The sequence below is a fragment of the Microbacterium sp. PM5 genome, assembly GCF_003293595.1.
GTDB lineage: Bacteria > Actinomycetota > Actinomycetes > Actinomycetales > Microbacteriaceae > Microbacterium.
Map to the genome: position 1 here is coordinate 2,586,718 of NZ_CP022162.1, position 23,569 is coordinate 2,610,286.

20 protein-coding genes are annotated in these 23,569 nt (G+C 63.9%); 14 read left to right on the top strand and 6 right to left on the bottom strand.

Features of this window, described 5'->3' with window-relative positions:
• Nucleotides 1-62 precede the first annotated feature (62 nt).
• The 3 genes from CEP17_RS12325 to CEP17_RS12335 all read left to right on the top strand — a co-directional run bounded on the left by CEP17_RS12325 (nucleotide 63) and on the right by CEP17_RS12335 (nucleotide 3,794).
• Nucleotides 63-920 carry a CPBP family intramembrane glutamic endopeptidase gene (locus CEP17_RS12325; RefSeq protein WP_239498524.1) on the top strand — a complete coding sequence of 286 codons (858 nt, stop codon included), beginning with the start codon at nucleotides 63-65 and terminating at the stop codon, nucleotides 918-920.
• 179 nt (nucleotides 921-1,099) lie between these two features.
• Complete coding sequence (locus CEP17_RS12330; protein ID WP_343234076.1) at nucleotides 1,100-2,692, top strand: sugar transferase; 1,593 nt, start codon at nucleotides 1,100-1,102, stop codon at nucleotides 2,690-2,692.
• A gap of 19 nt (nucleotides 2,693-2,711) precedes the next feature.
• Nucleotides 2,712-3,794: a glycosyltransferase family 4 protein gene (locus tag CEP17_RS12335; protein ID WP_162722449.1), complete on the top strand. Its 1,083-nt coding sequence runs from the start codon at nucleotides 2,712-2,714 to the stop codon at nucleotides 3,792-3,794.
• A 2,107-nt stretch (nucleotides 3,795-5,901) separates the two neighbouring features.
• Here the strand turns inward: CEP17_RS12335 and CEP17_RS15130 are convergent.
• From CEP17_RS15130 to CEP17_RS12345, 3 genes are all read right to left on the bottom strand, one after another.
• Nucleotides 5,902-7,374 (bottom strand): hypothetical protein, encoded by a 1,473-nt coding sequence (locus tag CEP17_RS15130; protein ID WP_162722450.1) that lies wholly within the window; start codon nucleotides 7,372-7,374, stop codon nucleotides 5,902-5,904.
• Between the two features lie 10 nt (nucleotides 7,375-7,384).
• Nucleotides 7,385-8,575: a hypothetical protein gene (locus CEP17_RS15135; RefSeq protein WP_162722451.1), complete on the bottom strand. Its 1,191-nt coding sequence runs from the start codon at nucleotides 8,573-8,575 to the stop codon at nucleotides 7,385-7,387.
• Between the two features lie 119 nt (nucleotides 8,576-8,694).
• Entirely contained in the window at nucleotides 8,695-9,636 is a 942-nt protein-coding gene (locus tag CEP17_RS12345) for a glycosyltransferase family 2 protein (RefSeq protein WP_112932435.1), read from the bottom strand.
• 118 nt (nucleotides 9,637-9,754) lie between these two features.
• On the opposite strand from CEP17_RS12345, the gene CEP17_RS12350 reads away from it, so the two are divergent.
• Genes CEP17_RS12350 through CEP17_RS12365 form a run of 4 tightly spaced genes read left to right on the top strand, consistent with a single transcriptional unit; the run spans nucleotide 9,755 to nucleotide 13,342 of the window.
• Entirely contained in the window at nucleotides 9,755-11,011 is a 1,257-nt protein-coding gene (locus CEP17_RS12350; protein WP_239498525.1) for a glycosyltransferase, read from the top strand.
• A gap of 36 nt (nucleotides 11,012-11,047) precedes the next feature.
• On the top strand, nucleotides 11,048-12,076 hold the full coding sequence (gmd, locus tag CEP17_RS12355; RefSeq protein WP_112932436.1) for a GDP-mannose 4,6-dehydratase: 1,029 nt from the start codon (nucleotides 11,048-11,050) through the stop codon (nucleotides 12,074-12,076).
• Nucleotides 12,073-13,056, top strand: a complete 984-nt coding sequence (locus tag CEP17_RS12360; RefSeq protein ID WP_239498526.1) for a GDP-L-fucose synthase — start codon at nucleotides 12,073-12,075, stop codon at nucleotides 13,054-13,056. Before gmd ends, CEP17_RS12360 begins: the two co-directional genes overlap by 4 nt.
• Before the next feature lie 19 nt (nucleotides 13,057-13,075).
• Complete coding sequence (locus CEP17_RS12365) at nucleotides 13,076-13,342, top strand: Dabb family protein (RefSeq protein ID WP_239498527.1); 267 nt, start codon at nucleotides 13,076-13,078, stop codon at nucleotides 13,340-13,342.
• Nucleotides 13,343-13,669: 327 nt separating this feature from the next.
• Here the strand turns inward: CEP17_RS12365 and CEP17_RS12370 are convergent, their stop codons facing one another.
• The gene (locus CEP17_RS12370) at nucleotides 13,670-14,164 is read right to left on the bottom strand and encodes a DUF4916 domain-containing protein (protein ID WP_112932439.1); all 495 of its coding nucleotides are present in this window, start codon (nucleotides 14,162-14,164) and stop codon (nucleotides 13,670-13,672) included.
• Between the two features lie 109 nt (nucleotides 14,165-14,273).
• Here CEP17_RS12370 and CEP17_RS12375 point away from each other — a divergent pair, with 109 nt between their 5' ends.
• From CEP17_RS12375 to CEP17_RS15290, 5 genes are all read left to right on the top strand, one after another.
• Nucleotides 14,274-15,584 (top strand): UDP-glucose/GDP-mannose dehydrogenase family protein, encoded by a 1,311-nt coding sequence (locus CEP17_RS12375; RefSeq protein ID WP_112932440.1) that lies wholly within the window; start codon nucleotides 14,274-14,276, stop codon nucleotides 15,582-15,584.
• A gap of 62 nt (nucleotides 15,585-15,646) precedes the next feature.
• Complete coding sequence (gene rfbA, locus CEP17_RS12380; RefSeq protein ID WP_112932441.1) at nucleotides 15,647-16,516, top strand: glucose-1-phosphate thymidylyltransferase RfbA; 870 nt, start codon at nucleotides 15,647-15,649, stop codon at nucleotides 16,514-16,516.
• Nucleotides 16,516-17,517, top strand: a complete 1,002-nt coding sequence (gene rfbB / locus CEP17_RS12385; RefSeq protein WP_112932442.1) for a dTDP-glucose 4,6-dehydratase — start codon at nucleotides 16,516-16,518, stop codon at nucleotides 17,515-17,517. The genes rfbA and rfbB overlap by 1 nt, the downstream gene beginning before the upstream one ends.
• Nucleotides 17,480-18,931 carry a bifunctional dTDP-4-dehydrorhamnose 3,5-epimerase family protein/NAD(P)-dependent oxidoreductase gene (locus CEP17_RS12390; RefSeq protein ID WP_112932443.1) on the top strand — a complete coding sequence of 484 codons (1,452 nt, stop codon included), beginning with the start codon at nucleotides 17,480-17,482 and terminating at the stop codon, nucleotides 18,929-18,931. The genes rfbB and CEP17_RS12390 overlap by 38 nt, the downstream gene beginning before the upstream one ends.
• Before the next feature lie 85 nt (nucleotides 18,932-19,016).
• Nucleotides 19,017-19,820 carry a G5 domain-containing protein gene (locus CEP17_RS15290; RefSeq protein ID WP_239498528.1) on the top strand — a complete coding sequence of 268 codons (804 nt, stop codon included), beginning with the start codon at nucleotides 19,017-19,019 and terminating at the stop codon, nucleotides 19,818-19,820.
• Here CEP17_RS15290 and CEP17_RS12405 read toward each other — a convergent pair.
• The gene (locus CEP17_RS12405; protein WP_162722452.1) at nucleotides 19,775-20,824 is read right to left on the bottom strand and encodes a nuclease-related domain-containing protein; all 1,050 of its coding nucleotides are present in this window, start codon (nucleotides 20,822-20,824) and stop codon (nucleotides 19,775-19,777) included. The two genes, CEP17_RS15290 and CEP17_RS12405, sit on opposite strands and share 46 nt — an antisense overlap.
• A 163-nt stretch (nucleotides 20,825-20,987) precedes the next feature.
• Between CEP17_RS12405 and CEP17_RS12410 the strand changes: the two genes are divergently transcribed.
• Nucleotides 20,988-22,295 (top strand): HNH endonuclease signature motif containing protein, encoded by a 1,308-nt coding sequence (locus CEP17_RS12410; RefSeq protein ID WP_112932445.1) that lies wholly within the window; start codon nucleotides 20,988-20,990, stop codon nucleotides 22,293-22,295.
• Nucleotides 22,296-22,362: 67 nt separating this feature from the next.
• On the opposite strand, the gene CEP17_RS12415 is transcribed toward CEP17_RS12410, so the two are convergent.
• Nucleotides 22,363-22,767, bottom strand: coding sequence for a DUF4406 domain-containing protein (locus CEP17_RS12415; protein WP_239498529.1), 405 nt, complete (start codon nucleotides 22,765-22,767; stop codon nucleotides 22,363-22,365).
• Nucleotides 22,768-22,813: 46 nt separating this feature from the next.
• Here CEP17_RS12415 and CEP17_RS12420 point away from each other — a divergent pair, with 46 nt between their 5' ends.
• Nucleotides 22,814-23,569 carry a DeoR/GlpR family DNA-binding transcription regulator gene (locus tag CEP17_RS12420; RefSeq protein WP_112932447.1) on the top strand — a complete coding sequence of 252 codons (756 nt, stop codon included), beginning with the start codon at nucleotides 22,814-22,816 and terminating at the stop codon, nucleotides 23,567-23,569.

Sequence of the window (23,569 nt, forward strand, 5' to 3'; positions counted from 1 at the left end):
CCGGTGTCGATAGAGCGGGGGAGGGAGTGTGTGGCTCGCCGCGTGACCGGTAGTTTGGCCACGTGCCCGATCAGCTTAGCGACCCCGGTTCGTCCGCCCTCGAGGCGTCGACGCCTGCACGCCGGTTGCCGAGCGAGCGCGGCGCGTCGGAGGCCTCTGGCGAGCCCGCGACGCCCGGTCGCCGTCGTCGCAAGCGCACCGACTGGCGTCTGGGCGGCACGGCGGTGCGCCGGTGGGACCTTGCCGTCCTGTCGGCGGCGCTCATCGGGGTGGGGCTCGGCGTCGTCGGCGGCGGCGCCGTGAGCCGTATCGCGGCGCCGTGGGCCGCCACCGCCTCGACCGTGGTGCTGTGGCTCGGGCTCGGTGGCGCCGTCGCATTCGCGTTCGCGCGGTCACGGCCGGCCGGGCTGCTGCGGTTTCGGCCGATCGATGTGCTGTGGGGCGTCGGGCTGGGGCTCGGCCTGCGTCTGCTGCAGGGCTGGGTGAGCGGTGCGGATGCCGCGGCCTTCCCCTCCGCGATGGCGCTCGACGGCGGCCTGCCCTCGGGGTGGTGGCTGACGGAGGCGATTCCGGCGGGGCTGGTCGCGCCGCTCGTCGAGGAGTTCTTCTTCCGCACGGTCGTTCTCGTCGCGGTGTATCAGTTGCTGCGGCGGAGCGTGGGTGGGGTGGCGGCCGGGGTGACGGCGGCGCTGGTGTCGGCGGGCGGGTTCGTGCTGCTGCACGCGACGGCCGGGGCGTTGACGCTGGTCGACGGCATCCAACTCTTCGCGGTCGGGGGCACGTGCGCCCTCGTGGTTCTGCTCACGGGCCGCATCTGGGGCGCCGTGCTGACGCACGTGGTCTACAACGTGTCGTATCTGGTGCTCGTCGTCGTCGGAACGTGGGGTGCCGTCGCGCCCGCGGCGCCGTCGCTCGGCTGACGGATCCGCACGCGACACCAAGTTTTCACCAAAAGGATGATGAGAGCCCTCTCATCGTGCTCATAGGCTCGGGTGTCACCGGGAGTCATCAGACCGTCACGCGTCACACACCTGACACATTCGGCTGATAATCTCCCGACAGCCGGGGGGCCGAAACCGAGATATAGGAGGAAGCCGAAGTGTCGACCGATATTCAGGTCGATGCGACGACGGAGTCGCCTCACGACTCGACAGCACCCCGCGCGGACAGCGGCTCCATCACTGCTCCGGCCGGTGCGTCGACTCAGGCCACCAGCACCATGCGTCCCGCTGCCCCACCCTTCAACGATTGGCGTCGCCGCTTTCAGCGACGGCTCGTGGTCAGCGACTTCCTCGTACTTGTGTGGGTCGTCTTCGGCACGCAGATCGCATGGTTCGGCCTCGGCAATGCGCAACTGGCAATCCGGGACGACGCTCGCATCTCTGACATCTCCTATTGGGTGTTCTCGGTGATCCTCGTCGTCGCCTGGCTCGGTGCGCTGTCGTGGAGTGACTCCCGGAGCATCCGTGTGCTCGGATCGGGGTCGAACGAGTACCTGCGTGTCGTCGACGCCAGCGTGCGTCTCTTCGGAGTGATCGCCATCGTGGCGTTCTTGACCAAGGTGGATGTCGCCCGCGGATTTCTTCTCATCAGTCTGCCGGTGGGCGTCGCTGTGCTGCTGTGGACGCGGTGGCTGTGGCGGCAGTGGCTGATCATGAAGCGCAAAACGGGAGACTTCTCGGCTCGGGTTCTTCTCGTCGGCTCGGAGGAGTCGGTGGCTCAGATCGCGCGTGAGCTCATCCGCACTCCGAGCGCCGGCTATCACGTCGTCGGTGCGTGCACTCCGACGGGCAAGGTTGCCGACTTGGTTCCGGGCACGACCATCCCGATGATGGGGAGCGTCAACGCGGTGGAGCGCGCGATGGAACTGACCGGCGCCGATACCGTGGCCGTGACGAGCACCGATGAGCTGCCGCCCGACAAGGTGAAGCAGATCTCTTGGAACCTGCAGGCGGGGCGCCAGCACCTCGTGCTCGCGCCGAGCATCGTCGATATCGCGGGTCCGCGACTGCACACTCGGCCCGTCGCCGGCTTGCCCCTCATCCACGTCGAGACGCCGCGCTTCAGCAAGGGCCAGTTGTTCCTGAAGCGATCGGTCGACGTGACCGCGAGTGCCGTCGGCGTCCTGTTGCTGAGCCCTGTGCTGGCTCTCCTGGCGATGAGTATTCGGCTCTCGTCTGAGGGGCCGATTCTGTTTCGGCAGGTGCGCATTGGGCGTGGTGGGCGCGAGTTCACCATGCTGAAGTTTCGCTCGATGGTGACGAATGCGGAAGAGCTACTCGAGAGGTTGCAGCGGCAGCGCGTCGAGCAGGGCATTGACTCGGGCAACGAGGTCTTGTTCAAGATGAAGAACGACCCACGGGTGACGCCGATCGGGCGAATCATGCGCAAGTACAGCCTGGACGAGCTCCCGCAGCTGTTCAACGTGATCGGCGGCTCGATGTCACTCGTGGGACCGCGGCCGCCGTTAGCCAGCGAGGTTGCCCAGTATGCGACTCATGTGCATCGTCGGTTCCTGGTCAAGCCGGGCATTACCGGTTTGTGGCAAGTGAGCGGTCGTTCCACGCTGTCCTGGGAGGAGACCGTGCGGTTGGACTTGTCATATGTGGAGAATTGGTCGCTGGTTGGCGATCTTGCAATTCTGGCGAAGACTGCAAAGGCGGCGCTCATGCCGGGGGAATCTGCCGTTTAGTGTCGGCGAGAGGACGTACATGAAGAGGATCACAGGGGTCGTGGTATTGCAACTTGCATTGCCCCACTATCGGCAGGCCCTTGTTTCGGAACTTTCCGAAACTAGATCAGTTTCCTTTCTCAGCGGAGACCGGCAATTTCTACCCGGCGTGGTTCTTGGCGTCAATGGCGAAAATGTGACATACACCGGACGGAACCTTTTCTTCCTTGGTGGTCGGTTCGCATGGCAGCGTGGGACTTGGCGGGCTATCCGGAGTGCTGAAAACCTAGTCGTAGAGCTAAACCCCCGAATTCTCAACTCCTGGCTTGCGATCGCAGTTCGCAAAATTCTGCGACTGAAGACGGTGGCGTGGGGTCATGTATTTCCCCGAGCAGGCGAGGCGGCCCGGTCAGACCTTGTGCGTAATGTCATGCGGCGCGGGATAGACGGAATGATCGTCTATACCTATAGACAGCGAGACGACTTCCGTAGACTGCACCCGCAGACGCCCGTCTACGTCGCAGCGAACGCAATTTACTCCCGTGAAGAACTCGTGCCCAGTTTGTTAGGTGTAGATCGCACTGACTTCATCGTAATCGGGCGAATCGTGGAAAACAAGAAAGTTGCGCTCGCAGCCGAAGCGTTCGCACACATCGCGAGAGAGCTTTCCGATAGTCGTTTGGTGATCATCGGCGACGGACCACTCCGCGATTCGATCCAAAAGAGCTACGCTGACCTAGTGAATGCTGGTCGAATTCGCTTCATGGGGGAAATCACAAGCGTCGATGATTTGCGAGAGCTTTTCGGATGTGCTGTATCCATGATTGCACCCGGCTACGTCGGACTCAATGCCACACAGTCCCTAGGCTTCGGAGTGCCTGTCATCTACTCCAGATCGGAGCCACATGCGCCCGAAATCGAATTGTTGGATGAAGAGAACAGTACCTCCTTCACCACCGATGACTCGATAGCACTGGCGGAAACGATGCGCCAGGCGTGGCAGAGGCGACACATGGTGAGCGAGTATTCGGAGGCGCTCTCCTCAAGGGTGAGGGATTTGTACTCGGTGGAAACGATGGCTGCTGCTTTCAGAGAGGTAGGAAAAGATGGCGCTGCCCACTGACGGTGTCGCCGGGTTGGGGAGGGTTGAGCACTTCTTGATCACTCGATTCCATGTGCGAATCAACGATGGAACGCCTTTGCCCCCAATGGAATGGGTGGAGGCGCGAGTGGATTTATTCGAGAGGTATTGTCTCCCGAGCGTGGCTGCTCAGACCAACTCAGACTTCACGTGGCTCGTCTTTATCGATGAGATGTCGCCTGATCGTGTGCGCGATTACTTGGAGGCGAAACTCCCGGTCAACGCCGAGATCGTGGCGGTATCTGGTGTCTGCGAGAAGGAAGTAGTCGCGAGCCAGGTCGCGGCGCGGGTCAGCGGTGCCGAAAGAATCTTGACAAGCAGGGTGGACAGCGACGACTCACTGCATCCTCGATACATAGAGGATGTGCAGCGAGAAGCGCTCGATAGAGCTTTCGCTTTTCTGAATTTTGCCGACGGGTATCAGTACAGTCGGAGACGTCTGTTGAGATACGGACATCCGTCGAACGCGTTCATTTCTTTGGTGGAGCCTGCAGCCGAGCCTCCGCTCACCGTCTTTTGCGATTGGCACGACCGGCTCAGTAAGCACGGTCCCGTTGTTCAGCTGAAAGGCGTGCGACGATGGGTGCAGAGTTGCCACGGATCGAATGCCGTGAATCAGGAGAGAGGGATACGTGTCTCCTCATCGAGAGCGCCTGAGCTGACTTGGCTCGACACGGAAGACGAGCGGTGGTATTCCTTCTTGGCTGATGTGATTGCGTGCTACCTTCGCGCGATGTTGGCGGTAGTCCGGCGCCCAGCTAGAATTGCTCGCGTTTTCGGTCGGTAGCCAGGGCCGGATACTCCCTTGTCAATTCTCTCGGTCGTGTGTCAGAGTCGATCTCGCGCTGGATGTTTCTCCCCCAGCCAGTGGCTGTTTGAGTGGAGCGCGGGCACGGAGCCTTTGGCGCCGCTGTTCCGTCTGCAAGATTCATGGGCGGGGCGCCGGTAGATCGCCGCGTGGTGGACGAGGCGGCGGTGTGGGCCCTCCGGCCCGAGGCGCTGTGACGGATGTGCATCAGCGGTTTGGGAACTGGAACAGGACCTGTAAGAACTTCAAACGGTGGTCCCAGCGCCGCCAGCGCAGCGGGATTGGTCGCTGCGCACAACGGCGAGCTCTGTCGAATTGTAAGAGCTTCTGTGATGAGGCGTCGCACGCGATCGGCCGTGCTTGCGGCGCGTTGACGACAAAGAGCCACTTCGTCTCGGACGGTGCTCTCGGCGTGGTCCTCACGCCGGGGCCGTCAGCGAATACCCGCATGCTGGCCGCGACGCTGAGCGACATCCGCGTCGCCGGTTCGATGGCCAAAGACTACGTTCGAGGCCGGACCGGATGCTCGCCGGCGAGCGGTACCGGCGAGGATAGCCGGGCCTGGTTGCGCGAGCGCGGGATAGCCGTGGCGATCCCGAACGTGACGATCAGATCGCGCACCGATACAGGCGCCCGAGGGCGACCGATCGACTTCCAAACAAGAAGAGCGGAGCCGGTACGACGGGGGGCAACGCGGTGGAGCGGCGATTCGACACGTTCAAGCAGTGGCGCGGGATCGCGATGCGCTTAGCCATGACCGCACGGGGTTGCCGCTCCGGGTCGTTGCGTCGTCCCACGGACGGGTGGAAGCCACCGTCGCCGCGAGTCGCGCCAACGGCTGCAAGCTCGCGGCGGGGAAGAGATCAACCATGAGAACGGAGAGTGGATGGGCGGGGACCTGCTCAGATCGGACCTCGCTGCGGCAGGTGCGCCACGTCCGCAATTATCCGCCACGTTCACGTCTGGCAATGAAGAGTGGACCAAATCTGTTCAACAACACGTCCTAGCGGCTAGAACCGCACTACATCGGTGTCCCTTAGTTCACCGCTTCGAGCGGGACCTGAAGTCGACGGACCAGAATCCGCCGCACGAAGCCTGTGGCTGGCCGAGCAGGCCAAGTCCGGCTGAGGCGAGGTCCACGTGCGAAGATAAGTAGAGCCCGAGTCTGGATGCTCCGGGGTCCAAGAGCCCCTACCCTCGCCTGCGCCAGCGCGCTTGGAGCGTGACGTGCGAATGAAGGCGCGCGCTCTCGTTCGAGACTGCACGGACAGAGTCTCGAGGTTACGTCCTTAGCGGCACCGCGTCCGATCGACGCCCATGATGGCCTCGCAGAGGTGCTCGTTCGGCGTGCCGTCCCACCAGCCACGCCCGGTCCATTGCGGATGCCAGCGCGAGTAGCCCGAAGCCGAGAAGGAATCCGTACTGCTGCACAACGCCAATAAGAAAAGTCCACCCCAAGGATCCCATTCTGAAAACGTGGAACACGAGGACGAGCAGAACGCTATAGCCGATCAAGCTGGCAGGAGTCCAGGATGCTCGCCTGAAGCGCATCCGATCTACACATCCCGCCGCCAGGCCAAATAGAGCAAATGAAGCCGCTACGCCGAGTGGGCCGAACATCACGTAACTGTTCCCAATGAGGGTTGTGACGTATCCGACGGTCGGGTCGGGAACTTGGAAACCTCTAGCAATTGCGCTCACTGCATAGGACAAGTCATAGATCGTGTCGGGCTTGTCGAACCAAATACCTCGGGGAATTGTATACAGAAACGGCACGATGTTGAGTTCATAGAATGAATTCCCATAGCCGCCAAACATAGAAACGATTGAGTCGCGAGCGTTGATTGCGAGTGTGCTCATCTCAACAGTCGAGAACTCGAGAGAGTTCATGTAAAAGAGGAATACGGACCCGTGGGCATATGGAACTTGATCTAGGTTGATTGTTACGTTGTTTAGCCACGCCGGAACGTAGATTCGAAAGAGCAGTGTGCCCATCCCGAATGCGAACGCGAAACTCACCAGCACTGGGAATAGTCTGATGGATAGTCTCATCCGGACCACGCTTAGGGCTACCACTACAGCGAGTATAGGCAGGAGAAGGGTCAGGCGTTTGCCTGCAGTGGTGAAGCTGATGAGCATGACTGCTACGAGTAGAGCAGTGGCTGGTGCGATGGCCCGCTTGCTACTGAGACTGCGGATAAAGATCCAGACGGCGGCGACGTCAGCTAGCCCTGATGCTGTTCTGAGGCTCAGATCACCTGCATCGAGGTCGCCGACGTTTGTCGACTCGCGGACGCTGCTTGATAGCCTAAGCAACGTCGAAACCACGCCTCCGGTTGACTGCACCAGGTAGGCCTTCAGAGCTAGGCCGATCACGAGGCATGCCACAACCACGATGATTTCAAGCGGACCGGGCCCAGTCGCGCGGGTCGCTGAAGGCCTATCCGCTAACCTTGGCCGCGTCGGTTTGCGATTTTGAACTAAGTAGTATCCCAGGTTGAAGAGTGTCAATCCGACGATTGTGACACCGAAAAAACCGGAAAGCTGATCCCACCCTCCAAAGCTTGGCGCCCAGGTGAATTCAGCGTTAGCTAAAATTAGTCCAAGTCCAGGCATCAGAATATAGAAGACCGACAGCAATGCCACCAGATTTCCAGCGGTCACAAGCGGTCTCACTCCATTGCGGTCTGGTTTCGTCTGTTTGACGATAGCGACAGTCAAGAGCGCCAAAAGGGCCCACAGCGTCACGGCCACAACATTCATCTTACTCCCCGCTTGTAGACCGTCGTTCGCGAACTAGGATCATTAACGTTGCGGCCGACATTGGTACGGCGACGAAGGCGGCTATTGAAAATGCATTCGCAGCGAATGCGCCGGCTGCTCCCCAGACTCTCCCCCATGTCACGGTGAGCGCCACACTGGACGCTGCGCAGGCGACTGAGGATGCGGCCTGGAGCCAGAACCCGGCGGGGTAATTGAGGAAGAGAGTAGACGGACGCGTGGCAGCCCAAGCCGCAACCACCGTTGCAGCTGCGATAACCGTCGGCATCGACACAGTAATTGAATCGTGGGTGATGAACGAACGCAGAATCAGTGCGGCTGCAGAAGAAAGAGTGCCAAGAGCGGCGCCCACGATTGTGAAGGTAAGAATATGACTCGCCACGGTTGTGGCGGGGAGTTGGAACTGCGCGCGCAATGATCGGTAGCGTGGCCAAAGATTCATCGAAGCGAGTGTGATAACAGAAGTGACAGCAACCGTGAACTGTGCGACATATCCATATGAGGCGACTTGACCATCATTTGAAACCAGCGCCAGAAGTATTCGTTGGAGTTGCAGCGTAGCTGTCACTCCCATGATGACAATCATGTATGGTAGGGCGGAGTTGGTAGGCTTATATTCGGAGATAAAGTTCGGTCGACTTGCGATCCTGAAAGCTGAGGAAATTTCTAGCGCGGCGAGTTTTGAGGCAACAATGAACGTTACAACGGAGGTGGTCAAGAGCCCGGCTCCGGCCGAGAGTGCGAACACCGCGGGCTCTGCGCCGAGGCCGATACATGCAAAAATCCAGAGACCTTGGGCAATCGATCCTGTGAATGCGAGCAGAGTCGCAACCTGATTTTTCCCGAGACCCTGCAGTATCCTGACGCCCAACCCAAGTGGAACGGATAGGGCGAGCATAACCCCCAGAAAAAGGGCGGCCAGATTTGTCGATGAAGACTCTTGTTCGCCAAAGATAAATCGCCATCCGTCGAGACTGGTGATTAATGCAGCAATCAGAATAATCGCTCCTGTTACGCCGACCAGAATAGTGAGTGTCGAGCGCACTTGCTCATTGTATTCGCGGGCTGAAATTCTCCCGGATTCGCGGTCGGAGGTGGCATTAACGACACTCGCGCCGAGTCCAAGGTCGGCGAAAGGCAGGGATGCCAAGAGGGAAACGAGCAGGGTGTACACCGCAAACCCAGCGGAGCCGCTATCGCTGGTGATTGCTCGCGTAGCAAGTAAGGAGAGGGCGAAGCCCACCACCATGTTGGCAGCTCGGTAAGCAGCGGTTACGCCGGCCCCGATGCCTCTCATGTGTCCTCACCACGTGGCTCAGCGCACGTCTGAGTGTGGCCCGATGTATCAATTGGTCGTGCCGGGAACGCCAGCCCTCGGCGCGGCTTGTGTCGCAGCTGCGTAAATACGGGTATTGCATCTTTCCCGTGCCGAAAGAACTCGTCCACCATCATCAACGCGGTCGGTGTGCGACCGAAGTGCTTTCGAAAGAACCTGACTTTACCCCGCATCATCTCGGTGCGGCGCCAGATCCTCGTGACGCCTTCCGAGCTTGCGCCGCCAGCGTGCGCTGCCTCCACATCCGGTGAGTAGGCGACGCGGAGGCCGTTTTGTGATGCGCGCACGCAGAGGTCGATTTCTTCGAAGTAAAGGAAGAATCTTTCGTCGAAACCACCGAGAATGCGAAATGCTTCTTGGCTGATCAGCATTACTGATCCGTGCACCGACGCAACGCCGATGGTTCGTGGTCTGTCGTCTCTGCCTAATTCACTCCCCGAAACTGATGTTCGGCGTGCCCACGGCGGGTGCGGGGTCGAAGTGAAGTGTCCGCCGTGTTCGGAACTTTGGTCGAGGCTGGGGGCGATTATATCGGCCCCCTCAGCTTCCGCAATCTCGACAAGCTCCTCGATCTGCTGGAGAGTTACCATCGCGTCGGGGTTGACCACAATCAGCCAATCGCTTTCGAGCCCAGCGCCTACAGCGATATTCACGGATGAGCCATAGCCGTAGTTCGCAGCACGAATGATGCGATCGATGCGCTGGTCCGCCGGGACTTGTTCCGCGTCACTGCCTGAGTCGACAACCCAGATCGAAGCAGGTGAGTGCGTCGGTCCGGCAGACAGAAGGTGGTTGAGGCATCCTTCGAGAGCCTCCCGCGAGTTGTGAGTCACGATGACGACGCCCAGGCGGTGCGTTTTGCTTCGATGATGCACTCTGTCTCCAAGTCCGTTCGCCATCTGAGTCTCTCTCAGACGCGCCAGATGATACCTGGACGATGCTACGGGCGTGTTGCCGGTGACCTTCGCAGAGACGCTCCCGCGACACTGGGAATCTGATGGCTGTAAGTTACGACTCGTGCTGAAGCCATCGCGAGTTCTTGTAGTTGGTCTCAACTATCCCCCGGAGACCACGGGAATTGCCCCTTACACAGGCGGCGCGGCCCGGGGCCTACTCGAGCGCGGGTTCGACGTTCGCGTTGTCGCGACGCATCCGCACTACCCGGGCTGGAGACTCTGGGAGGGCTACGGAGGTTGGACCCGTGACGAGACTCTTGACGGAGTTCGCGTCAACCGGCTGAGACATTATGTGCCTCGGCGACCGACGCCGGTCGCTCGGGCGCTGTCCGAGGCGACGTTTGGTCTGCGACAGGCGCTGCGCCCGTGGGGGCGGATAGATGCCGTCGTCGCGGTGTCGCCCGCGTTGATCTCGTCCGCCATCGTTCTGTTGCGAGCCAAGCTCAGCCATCGCCACGCGCCGTTCGTCGTCTGGGTTCAGGATCTGTACGGGGTCGGCATCTCTGAAACAGCGCAGGGAGGTGGCGCTGCCGCCCGCGTGGTCCGCGCTATCGAGGGGCTGCTGCTCCGCTCCGCGTCGACCGTAGTCGTCATACACGAGCGGTTCGGCGACCGCGTGCATAAGGACTTCGGAGTGCCTCGTGAGCGTATCGCTGTTATCCGCAACTGGACGCACTTGCCGTCTTTGCCGCCCGTGGACGTATCCGCTGTGCGCGCCGCCCGAGGCTGGGCTGATGATGAGGTCGTAGTGGTTCACACGGGCAACATGGGCGTAAAGCAGGGTCTGCATCACGTCGTAGACGCGGGGCGCCTGGCGCACGACCGGGGGGCACGTGTTCGTTTCGTGCTCGTTGGCAACGGTTCGCAACGCGACGAGTTGCAGCAGCGCGCTGAAGCGCAACCGACGACGACGCAATTTCTCCCGCCGCTGGGAGACCGTGATTTCACCGACATTCTTCAAGCCGCTGACATCCTGCTGGTCAACGAGCTTCCTGGTGTCGCCGAGATGGCCGTTCCGAGCAAGCTGACGTCGTACTTCGCGGCCGGCCGTCCGGTGCTCGCGGCAACCGATTCGACCGGCATCACAGCGCAGGAGGTGCGCGCGGCCGACGCGGGTCTGGTTGTCTCTGCAGGTGATCCGTCCGCGCTGCTCGACGGCGTGTCAGCGCTCATGGCTGATCGTGCGGCCGCCGATCTTCTCGGTCAGAACGGCAAACGTTACAGAGAGACGGTGCTGGATGAAACATTCGCGATCGATCGGTTCGATAGTCTGCTCGCGGATCTGATCGCCACCGCCGCTGAGAAGCATCCTGCGTGAACTCCCCCCACCGACGATCAAGATAGGCAGAATCTCTTGACCAAGCGCGCACTCATCACCGGCATCACGGGCCAGGACGGCTCCTATCTTGCGGAGCTGCTGCTCTCAAAGGGCTACGAGGTGCACGGCCTCATCCGCCGAGCATCCACCTTCAACACGCACCGTATCGACCATCTCTATGTCGACCCGCACGACTCCGAGGCGAAACTCTTCCTTCACTACGGCGATCTTTCCGACGGGGCGCGCATGGTCACCCTGATGTCGGAGATCAACCCTGACGAGGTATACAACCTTGCCGCGCAGTCACACGTGAGGGTCTCGTTCGACGAGCCCGAGCACACGGCTGACACCACCGGCACGGGCACGATCCGGCTGCTCGAGGCGGTTCGACTCTCCGGTATCACGACCCGCTTCTACCAGGCGTCGACCTCTGAGCTCTACGGTGCGACTCCTCCGCCTCAGAACGAGGAGACGCCTTTCTACCCGCGCTCGCCGTACGGGGTCGCGAAGCTCTACTCGTACTGGATCACCAAGAACTACCGCGAGGCATACGACATGTTCGCGGTGAACGGCATCCTCTTCAACCACGAGTCACCCCGCCGCGGTGAGACGTTCGTGACCCGCAAGATCACGCGCGCCGTTGCCCGCATCAAGGCCGGCGTGCAGAAGGACATCTACCTCGGCAACCTCGAGTCGATTCGTGACTGGGGCTACGCCGCCGAATACGTCGAAGGCATGTGGCGCATGCTGCAGGCCGACGAACCGGAAGACTTCGTGCTGGCGACGGGTGTCGGCTACACGATCAAGGACTTCCTCGAGACGGCGTTCGGACACGTGGGCCTTGACTGGCAGGAGTTCGTGAAGTTCGACGAGCGCTACCTGCGCCCGACCGAGGTCGACGCGCTCATCGGCGACCCGGCCAAGGCCGCGGACAAGCTCGGCTGGGTTCCCACGATCGACGGGAAGGAACTGGCCAAGCTCATGGTTGACGCCGACGTGGAAGCACTGGAAAAGGGCGCCGACTGGATCGACACCGTCAAGCTGGCGTCGTGGGGGACCCTGTGACGACGGCTGTTGACGGCGTGGAGTACACGCCGGGTGAGTTGGACCGCGACGCGACGTTCTACGTCGCCGGTCACCGCGGACTCGTCGGGTCGGCGATCGTGCGCAGGCTCGAGTCGGCCGGCTTCGAGAACATCGTCGGCAAGACGTCGGCTGAGCTCGACCTGAAGGATCGTGACGCCGTCTTCTCCTACATGGGAGAAGCCAAACCCAAGTACGTCGTCCTGGCAGCGGCAAAGGTGGGCGGCATCCTCGCCAACTCCACGTACCCGGTGGACTTCTTGAGCGACAACATGCGCATCCAGGTCAACGTCTTGGACGCTGCACTCGCGAACGACGTCGAGCGCGTTCTGTTCCTCGGGTCGTCGTGCATCTACCCGAAGTTCGCCGAGCAGCCGATCCGCGAGGACTCCCTGCTCACCGGGCACCTGGAGCCCACGAACGACGCCTACGCGATCGCCAAGATCGCCGGCATCCTGCAGACGCAGGCCGTGCGGCGCCAGTACGGCCTGCCGTGGATCAGTGCGATGCCGACGAACCTCTACGGGCCGAACGACAACTTCTCGCCGAAGGGCTCGCATGTGCTACCGGCGCTCATCCGTCGCTATGACGATGCGGCGAAGGCGGGTGCGCCATCGGTGACCAACTGGGGAACGGGAACTCCCCGGCGGGAGTTTCTGCACGCCGATGACATGGCCGACGCATGCCTGCACCTGCTCGAGCATTACGACGGGCCCGATCAGGTGAACGTCGGCACGGGCTCCGACGTCACGATCCGCGAGATCGCCGAGACGATCGCCGGGGTCACGGGCTTCACGGGCGAGACCGCATGGGACACGTCGAAGCCCGACGGCACTCCGCAGAAGCTGCTCGATGTCTCCAAACTCGCCGAGGCGGGATGGACGGCGAAGATCACGCTCGAAGAGGGGATGGAGCGCACCGTCGCCTGGTATCGCGACCATGTCGACAGCATCCGCGAGTAGCGCGCTGTTCCGTCATATCGTGCTCTTCCGTGTGCACGACGATGTCAGCCACGACCGGGTGGAGGAGGCGATCGAAGGTTTGCGATCGCTGGCCTCACTGCCCGGCGTGGTCGAGTGGCGCGTGGAACTCTCGCTCGACGCGCGAAAAGGGCGAGTGATCGTCGAAGATGCGACCTTCGTGGATCAGGGCAGCTTCGAGCGGTTCCGCCTCGACCCACGCCACGTCCACGCAGCAGAAGCGATGTCCCACATCGCCGACTGGTGGAACGGCGATTACGCCGCCTGACGATACGCGGGCGCAGGTGCGCTGCGGATAGAGGACGTACGGTCTTGTACCTCCGAAGCCACCGCCGCCCATCCCACAAAGTCGCGGTCGCGGAACTCGTGAGCTATCGAGCAGTACGCATCGCGTCCGCTCCAGATAGCCTTCGCAGGCGACACACGGGAACCGCACTCGGCGCAGTTCACGCTCTCGATTCCCCAGATCAGCGCGTTGATGCGCTTCTTGACACGCTCGAGCATCATCCCCCCAGAGTGCTCACACAACCATTCCCCCCGGAATGGTGGGACAACTACGTCCAAGCGATGAAACTACGCCCAATCCCGGTAAAGATCAATTGGGAAGCGGCGCAAGCTTCAGGAGCGCGAACAACTCCCGGCATCCGGGCCAGAGGTTTGCGGGCAGTGCGCCTGGCGCGAAGTAGTCGAAGTCGAGACCCTCATTGCGTGCTCGCGGCGCCCCCTCCACGTCGAGGACGAAGGAGAGACCGATCGCGTGCTTGCGTGGGTCGTCGCCTGACACCGTTCGGTCGGTCGGCGTCAGATCGGGCGGGAACCACTCGTAGACATAGTCCGGCTGCGGATTCAGCGGAAGAGTCGGCTCGATGCCGATCGTCTCGCGGCTGTGTCTGCGGATGGCGCCGGCGATCGTCTCCCCGCGCTGAATGCGACCTCCGAGGTGGCACCACACCCGGCCATGAGGTGAGTCGCGGAGGATCAGGCCGAGCTCTCGATGTCCGTTGCGTTCACGCACTAGGACGAAGTCGACGCAGGCGATCGGCATCGACTCCTCGATGAGGCGATAGGTGTCGGCCGGTAGGAACGTCACGTCACCTCTCTTACGTCCGCCGGTTTACAAGCCGGATACGCATCTCTGATAGGAACAGTCTTGCGTGTTCACCTCCGCTCGCGCACCGTCCCCCCAACTTGGAGCTCCTATGAAGCTGTCCGTCATCGGTTGTGGTTACCTCGGCGCGGTGCATGCTGCGGCGATGGCGTCGATCGGTCATGAGGTCGTCGGCATCGACGTCGACCAGCGCAAGATCGATGCGCTTTCCAAGGGTGAGGCGCCGTTCTTCGAACCAGGACTGCAGGAGATCCTCACGGCCGGCGTCGCGGCAGGCAATCTCCGCTTCACGACCGATATGGCTGAGGCCGTGGGCGCGAAGGTCCACTTCGTCGGTGTGGGAACTCCGCAGCAGAAGGACAACTACGCCGCCGACCTCACGTACGTCAACGGGGCGTTCGACGGGCTGCTGCCGTACCTGGCGCCCGGCGACATCGTCGCGGGAAAGTCGACCGTCCCTGTCGGCACCGCGGCAAGCCTTGCTCCCCGGGTGTCGGAGACGGGCGCCACGCTCGTGTGGAACCCCGAGTTCCTCCGCGAGGGCTATGCCGTACAGGACACCGTCGACCCCGACCGCCTCGTCGCGGGCGTGCCGGCCGGCGAAGAGGGCGAGATCGCGGCATCCGTCCTGCGTGAGGTCTACCACCCCTCCGTCGCCAAGGGCACGCCGTTCATCGTCACCGACTACGCGACCGCCGAACTGGTCAAGGTGTCGGCGAACGCCTTTCTCGCGACCAAGATCAGCTTCATCAACGCCATGGCAGAGATCGCCGAGGTCACCGGCGCCGACGTGACCCAGCTCGCCGACGCGATCGGCCACGACGCGCGCATCGGCCGGCGCTTCCTCGGTGCCGGCATCGGTTTCGGTGGCGGGTGTCTGCCGAAGGACATCCGCGCGTTCTCCGCCCGTGCGGAGGAGCTCGGGCGCGGTGAGTCCGTCGCGTTTCTGCGTCAGGTCGACGAGATCAACCTGCGCCGCCGCGACCGCGCCGTGCAGCTTGTGGTCGACGGCCTCGGCGGCTCGGTCTATGAGAAGAAGGTGACGGTGCTCGGCGCGGCGTTCAAGCCGCACTCCGACGACATCCGCGACTCACCCGCTCTCGACGTCGCCGTGCGTCTGCACGGACTCGGAGCGAACGTCACAGTCACCGACCCGGCGGCGATCGAGAACGCACGCCGCATCCACCCCCAGCTCACCTACGTCGAAGACCGTGACGAGGCCATCCGTGACGCGGACGCTCTCGTGCTCGTCACCGAATGGGATGAATACCGTCGTCAGCTGCCTCCCGAGCACGCGTCGTCGCTCACGGACGGCCGCGTCGTCGTCGACGGGCGCAACGGGCTCGATGCGGCCGCGTGGCGCGCTGCAGGGTGGGCGTACTACGGGATGGGGCGGCCTTAGTGATGCTGCGCTGCTCTCCGTCCTGATTGAAACTCTCGACCTCACCCCGAAAGAGGAGAAACGTGCGCGGAATAGTTCTCGCTGGTGGCTCGGGCTCTCGTCTTTGGCCTATTACCAAAGGTGTGTCGAAGCAGCTGGTTCCGGTGTATGACAAGCCGATGGTGTATTACCCGTTGTCGACGTTGATGTTGGCGGGCATTCGGGACATTTTGGTGATCACGACGCCGCATGATGCGGAGCATTTTGTGCGGTTGTTGGGTGATGGGTCGCAGTTCGGGATCAGCCTCACGTATCAGGTGCAGGCGTCGCCGGATGGGTTGGCGCAGGCGTTCACGTTGGGTGCGGATCACATCGGCTCCGACAAGGTGGCGCTCGTGCTGGGTGACAACCTTCTCTACGGGCCGGGGGTGGGGTCGCAGTTGCAACGCTTCGCGGATGTGGATGGTGGGGCGGTGTTCGCGTACTGGGTCGCGGAGCCGGAGGCATACGGTGTCGTCGAGTTCGATGAGGCGGGTCGTGCGGTGTCGTTGGAGGAGAAGCCGGCGGTTCCGAAGTCGAACTATGCGGTTCCCGGTCTCTACTTCTACGACAACGATGTGGTGGAGATCGCGCGGAACCTGCAGCCCAGCCCGCGTGGTGAGTATGAGATCACGGATGTGAACCGGGCGTACCTGGAGGAGGGGAAGCTCCAGGTGGAGGTGTTGCCGCGGGGGACTGCCTGGTTGGATACGGGGACGTTTGATCAGATGCTCGATGCGGGTGAGTATGTGCGGACGATGGAGCGGCGCACGGGCATGAAGATCGGTGTGCCGGAGGAGGTTGCGTGGCGGCAGGGGTTCTTGTCGGATGCGGAGCTTGAGGCGCGTGCGGCGGGGTTGGTGAAGTCGGGGTACGGGACGTACCTGTTGGAACAGTTGAAGAGAGGCCGTTGATGGCACGCAAACTCCTGGTGACCGGTGGTGCCGGTTTCATCGGTTCGAACTTCGTTCACCACGTCCTCTCTCACACCGACGACCACGTCACTGTGCTGGACAAGCTGACCTACGCGGGCAACCTGGCCTCCCTGGAGGGGTTGCCGGCGGACCGGTTCTCTTTCGTGGAGGGTGATATCGCCGATGCGGAGTTGGTGGATGGCTTGTTCGCGGGGGTGGATGCGGTGGTGCATTATGCGGCGGAGTCGCATAACGACAACAGTCTGAGTGATCCGCGTCCGTTCTTGGATACGAACATCATCGGCACGTACACGTTGCTGGAGGCGGCGCGGAAGCACGGGAGAAGGTTGCATCACATCTCGACCGATGAGGTGTACGGGGATCTGGAGTTGGATGATCCGGAACGGTTCACGGAGAACACCCCCTACAACCCGTCGTCGCCGTATTCGTCGACGAAGGCGGGTTCGGATCTTCTGGTGCGCGCGTGGGTGCGTTCGTTCGGGGTGCAGGCGACGATTTCGAACTGTTCGAACAATTACGGTCCGTATCAGCATGTGGAGAAGTTCATTCCGCGTCAGATCACGAACGTGATTCGTGGGATTCGTCCGAAGCTGTACGGGGCGGGGGAGAACGTGCGGGATTGGATCCACGCCGATGATCACTCCAGTGCGGTGCTTACGATTTTGGAGAAGGGTGTCATCGGGGAGACGTATCTGATTGGTGCGGATGGGGAGAAGGACAACAAGACCGTTGTTGAGTTGATCCTCACTCTGATGGGTCAGCCTGCGGATGCGTACGATCATGTGACCGACCGTGCCGGCCATGACCTCAGGTATGCGATCGATTCGACGAAGCTGCGCACCGAGCTGGGTTGGGCTCCGCAGTACCGGGATTTCGAGGCGGGTCTTGCCGCGACGATCGACTGGTATCAGCGGAACGAATCCTGGTGGGCGCTGGCGAAGGATGGCGTCGAAGCGTTCTACGCCAGCAAGGGGCAGTGACGCGGTGACCGAGTACGGGAAGCAGCTCACGGTCACCGACACCCCGATCCCGGGCCTGGTGGTGTTCGATCTGCCGGTGCATGGGGATGCGCGGGGCTGGTTCAAGGAGAACTGGCAGCGGGAGAAGATGACCGCACTGGGCCTACCCGATTTCGGGCCGGTGCAGAACAACATCTCCTTCAACGACGCCGTCGGCACCACCCGCGGCATCCACGCCGAACCCTGGGACAAGTGGGTCTCCGTCGCGACCGGGCGCATCTTCGGCGCCTGGGTGGACCTGCGCGAAGGCCCCACCTTCGGTGCGGTGTACACGACCGAGCTGGACCCGTCGAAAGCGATCTTCGTTCCCCGCGGCGTCGGCAACTCTTACCAAACCCTCGAAGCGGACACCGCGTACACGTACCTCGTCAACGATCACTGGTCACCGACCGCGGAGTACTCCTTCCTCAACCTCGCCGACGAAACCGCCGGAATCGACTGGCCCATCCCCCTGGACCAGGTGGAGATCAGTGAGAAGGACAAGAACCACCCCCGCCTCGCACAGGTGACACCGATCCCTCCGAAGAAGATCCTCATCATCGGCGCGAACGGGCAGCTCGGCAAAGCCCTCCGCGCCCAGTACGGTGACGCCGCGCACGTGGAGTACACCGACCGGAGCTCCCTGGACATCACCGCCCCCGACCTGGAGAGCGCACGCCGCTGGCGGGACTACAGCGTCATCATCAACGCCGCCGCGCACACCAAGGTCGATGCCGCCGAAACCGACGAAGGACGCCGCGACGCATGGGCCGCGAACGTCACCGCCATCACCCACCTTGCCCGCATCGCGACCACCAACAACATCACCCTCGTGCACGTCTCCAGCGACTACGTCTTCGACGGCACCAAGAACACCCCCTACACCGAGGATGACCCGCTCTCACCCCTCGGCGTCTACGGGCAAACCAAAGCCGCCGGCGACCAGATCATCGCCACCGTCCCGAAGCATTACATCATCCGCACCAGCTGGGTCATCGGCGACGGCAACAACTTCGTGCGCACCATGGCCACCCTCGCCCAACGCGGCATCAACCCCAACGTCGTCAACGACCAAACCGGACGCCTCACCTTCACCACCGACATCGCCGCCGGCATCCACCACCTCCTGGACACCGGCGCCCCCTACGGCACCTACAACCTCACCAGCAACGGCGAACCCCAAACCTGGGCCGACATCGCCAAACAGGTCTTCGCCCTCACCGGACACGACCCCGACCGCATCACCGGCGTCACCACCGACGACTACTTCGCCGGCGCCACCGCACCCATCGCACCCCGCCCCACCAACAGCACCCTCGACCTCACAAAGATCACGGAAGCCGGATTCTCACCATCTGGGGAACTGCAGAGCTACCTGGGTGCTGAGGCACCCTGAGAGGACTCTCGATTTTTCACGGTACCGCTCCCATTGCCGTGATCACGCGGGTGGGAGTACGTTCTGATCGAGCTGGGGAGAGTCGATGGCGAACGCGCAACCGGGGTGGTATCCCGACCCGAACAAGGCGGACACGGTCCGGTGGTGGGACGGGGCGGCGTGGACCGCGCACGTCGCCGAGAAGACCGGGGCCGCGGCATCCGCAGACACCGCGGTGTCGACGGCGGCGACGCCGAAGGGTCCACGGCGGGGGCTCTCGCGCCGCACGAGCATCATCGTCGGCGCTGCGGCGGTGCTGGGCATCGCGCTCGTCGGGGGAGCGGTCAACGCGGCCACGCTCGCCGCGCGCTCCGCGGCGGAGCAGAACGCTCCGGTCGCGTTCGTCGCGGCGACCGGCACGGCAGCGGCATCCACCCCCACCCGCACGCCCACGCCGACCCACACGCCGGTCGTCACCACCCGCGACGAGGCCGTCACCGAAGCCGTACCGTTCGAGCGCACGTCGGTGGACGACTCCACGATGGCGCAGGGACAGAGCGCGGTCACGACCGCGGGACAGAACGGTGAGCGCACGCGCACCTACCGCGTCACCCTCACCGACGGAAAGGAGACGAAGCGTGAACTCGTCTCCGACACCGTCACCGTGCCGCCCGTCACCGAGGTGACCTCCGTCGGCACGTATGTCGAGCCGGCCGCTCCTCCGCCCGTCGCCGCGCCCGGAGGCTGCGACCCGAACTATGCCGACGCCTGCGTGCCCATCGCCAGCGACGTCGACTGCGCGGGCGGAAAGGGCAACGGTCCCGCCTACTTCGACGGCGTCGCCCGCGTCGTCGGCCGCGACATCTACAAGCTCGACGGCGACGGAGACGGCTGGGCCTGCAACGGCTGACGCGTCGCCCCGGGGGAGACGGCGGTGCGGAAGAAGTCGGGCCACTCGCCACTCATCTCACCCAGGCCAACAACATCGGCCGCATGCGGCTCGAGAGACCGCGCGATCGACCGGACGTCGTTCGGGGTATCGGTCGAGCGCCCCAACGCTCCGCGCAGAAAGGCGCGAAACGACGTGCTGTCGAGCGCGGGCGTCTGCACGTGGCCGCGTGAGTCGCCCGCGGGGCGCGTGCCACTGAACAGTCGCACCTCGGGGTGGCTGTACAGCACGGCGGTCTGAATCCACGACACCTGATCGTGTTCCGCCTTCAATATCCGCGACAGGTGCGCAGCCTGCGCGCGAGCCTGCGCGCGCGGAGACGGGCGCAGATCGACGCTCAGCGGCGTGTTCCTGCCGCTGCGCAGGTGAATCGCGAACGAGGAGGGAAGCTTCAGCGATGCCGAGACCGGCGCGAGCGCGGGATGAAGCGTCGCCGGATCGACATCGTCGAAGACCACACCCCGCCAGTGCTTCGCCTCGACGACCACGATCGTCTGCGCCGTCACGAGCAGATGATCGATCTGCGTGACGAACGGCGCACCTCCTTCGTCGGCGGTGAGGAGAAAGAGGTTCGTTAGCAGCACCCCATCCACCTGAAGCGCCGCCGTCTCGCGGCGGATGAACTCCCGCGATGTCTGCTCCCACTTCATCCCGTGGCTGAGCTGAGCCAGCAGCGCATCGACCTGCTCGCCGCGGAGGATGCGCTCCGCCTCGAGCGCGTTCACGCTCATCGCCTCCTGCTGCTGGAGACGCGCACGGACGGCCGCCGCGGACGCCTCGTGAGCGGCGAGCTCCGCCCGGTGAGCGCGCTCGGCATCTTCCAGCCGACGCCGCAGACGCGACCGAATGGCGACGGCCGCGCCGGTTGCGGCTGCCACAGCGGTGAGGGCGACGATGAGCAGGACGACGGTCAGCGGCGTCTCTGCGGGTGCGGTGGCGGCGGATGCGGCGAGTGCGGTGTTCATTCTCTCCCTGACGGATCGTGCGGTGGCGCGCGCGAGCGCCTCCTCGGGCGCCCCGTTCACACAGAGAGATGTCGCGCGCGTCGGTTCATGACGCGACATCGGTGGCGTCGATGTCATTCTCATCATTCGAACAAATGTCCGAGGGTGTCGCTACCCTTGAGGCATGGAAGAGACCACGCCGATGAGCGAAGACAGCGACCAGCTGTCCGTGCTCGCGACTCTGGTCGCCGAGACCGAGACGGTGCTGGCAGAGGTCTCGGCGGCCCAGGTGGCTGAGGTGCGGCTGCTCGCGCGGGCCGGCCAACTCGCCGAGCGTCAGGCCGCCACCCAGCGGGGCTCGGTGCGCGTGCACGACATGGCCCTGCGTTCGATCGCCGCCGAGCTCGGCGGTGTCATGCGGGTGACCGACCGCACGGTGCAGCAGCGCATCGGAGAGGCGCGCGAACTCGTCGAGAGCTACCCTGCCACCCTTGAGGCGTGGGAGGCCGGGCGCCTCACCCGCGCCCACGTGCGCGTGATCCTGGATGCCGGGGCGTGCGTGCCTGCCGATCGCAAGGCCCCGTTCGAGGCGGAGGCGATTCGGCTGTGCGCCGCCGACACCCCCAACCGGGTGCGTTCCGCGGTCGAGATCCTCGCCGAACGCTGCGCCGAGCGCTCGTTCACCGAACGGCACGCGGAGGCGAGCCGCGGCCGACGGGTGCGTGTGGTGCCGGGCGCCCAGGGCATGTCCGACCTCATCGCGACGGTTCCGACCGTCATCGCGGAAGGGGTCATGGACCGCCTCACGCAGCAGGCGACGGTCATCATCGATGCGCGCACTCCCGACGACGACCCGCGCACCACCGATCAGGTGCGTGCCGACGTGCTCAGCGACCTGCTGCTGACGGGCGCGCCGGCGCTCGATCCGACCGCGTACGGCGACGGGCCGGGAACGCTCGGTGCGATCCGCGCCCAGGTGCAGGTCATCGTGCCCGCCCTCACCCTCCTCGGCGCCGACGAGGGACCCGTCGACCTGGTCGGGCGCGCACCCATCGACGCCGCCACCGCGCGGTGCCTCGCTGCCGAGACCCACTCGCTCGCGCGCGTGCTCACGGATCCCGTCGACGGCACCGTCATCGCGGTCGACCGGTACCGCACCGCCGTACCGCAGCGGCGATTCCTGCGCGCCCGCGACCAGCACTGCCGTTTTCCCGGATGCCGCCGCGCGGCCATCCGCTGCGAGATCGACCACACCATCGACCATGCCCGGGGTGGACCCACCGCGCTGTGGAACCTGGCCCACCTGTGCCAGCGGCACCATTCGATGAAGCAGTTCACCGCGTGGAGGGTGCGACAACATCCCGGCGGCGTTCTGGAATGGACATCTCCGACCGGCCGCCTCTACCGCGAAGACGCACCCGTGCCGCCGGTCGCGTTCGTCATGAGTCCTGCGCCACCGCCGGTACCCACCGACACCGCACCGCCGTTCTGATCCGCACGCTGGCCGTCCGGCATGCCGTGCACCGGCGCGCGGTCGTTAGAACCGCGGCGCGGCGGCGTCACGACAGCGGTGCGGCGCCCTCCGACAGGGTCGACGCCGTCACGCCCGGAACGTCCTCGAGTGCGTAGTACACCGGCAGGCCGCGCGCCTCGGCGATCGCGACGTCCTGATCCGCACCGCGCGACGCTCCCGGCAGGCGCAGCACCGCATCGCAGCGCTGGAGCAGGCGCTCCGCCGTCGGGTACATCACCTCCGCGGCCAGCGGGTCGGTCGGGCCCGTCGCCCCCGCGCTGTCGAGCACCGGCAGCGCCACCCATTCGCCGATCATCGGCAGATGACCGGCTCGAAACAGCGGCCACGCCGCCGTCTCGAGCCGTTTCAGGTTCTTCGCCATCAGCGCGGGGTCACCATCGGTGCCGGACGCGTAGGGGCCGGCGATCAAGATCATCAACGACGTACTCATGTCGGCTACACTAAGACACAACGTGCAAAAACAAGAAAGAACGTGAATGCTCGCCGCTGCCCGCAAAGACCTCCTGCTCGACCGCCTCCGCCGCGATGGGCGCATCGTCGCGAAAGAGATCGCCGCCGAACTCGGCCTCTCCGAAGACAGCATTCGTCGCGATCTGCGCGACCTCGATGCCGCCGGCCTCGCCGTGCGCGTCTACGGCGGCGCCCTGCCCGCCTCGCCCGCCGTCGTCGACTACGCCTCCCGCACCGCCGTCGCCCCCGACAGCAAGCGCCGCGTCGCCGCCGTCGCGGCATCCCTCATCGAACCCGGCGCCACCGTCATCCTCGACGGCGGCACGACCAGCCTCGCCCTCGTCGACGCGCTCCCGCGCACCCAGCCCGGCACGGTCATCACCCACAGCCCCACCATCGCCGCCGCCCTCCTCGACCACGTCGTCGACGTCTTCCTCATCGGCGGCCAGCTGTTCAAGCACTCCGCCGTGGCCTGCGGAGCCGCCGCCGTCGAAGCGGCCAGCCGCATCAGCGCCGACCTCTTCTTCGTGGGCGTCACCGGCATCCATCCCACCGCCGGACTCACCACCGGCGATGCCGACGAAGCTGCCATGAAACGCGCGCTCGCCGCCCGCGCCGCCGACACCTATGTGCTCGGCAGCGACGAGAAGATCGGCACCGCCTCTCGGTACGAGGTGCTCGCTCTCGACGCCGTCACCGCGATCATCGCCGACGTCGCCGAAGCCGACCCGACCGCACGCGCACTCGCCGCGCGCGGCGTGACCCTGCTGCACGCACGCTGA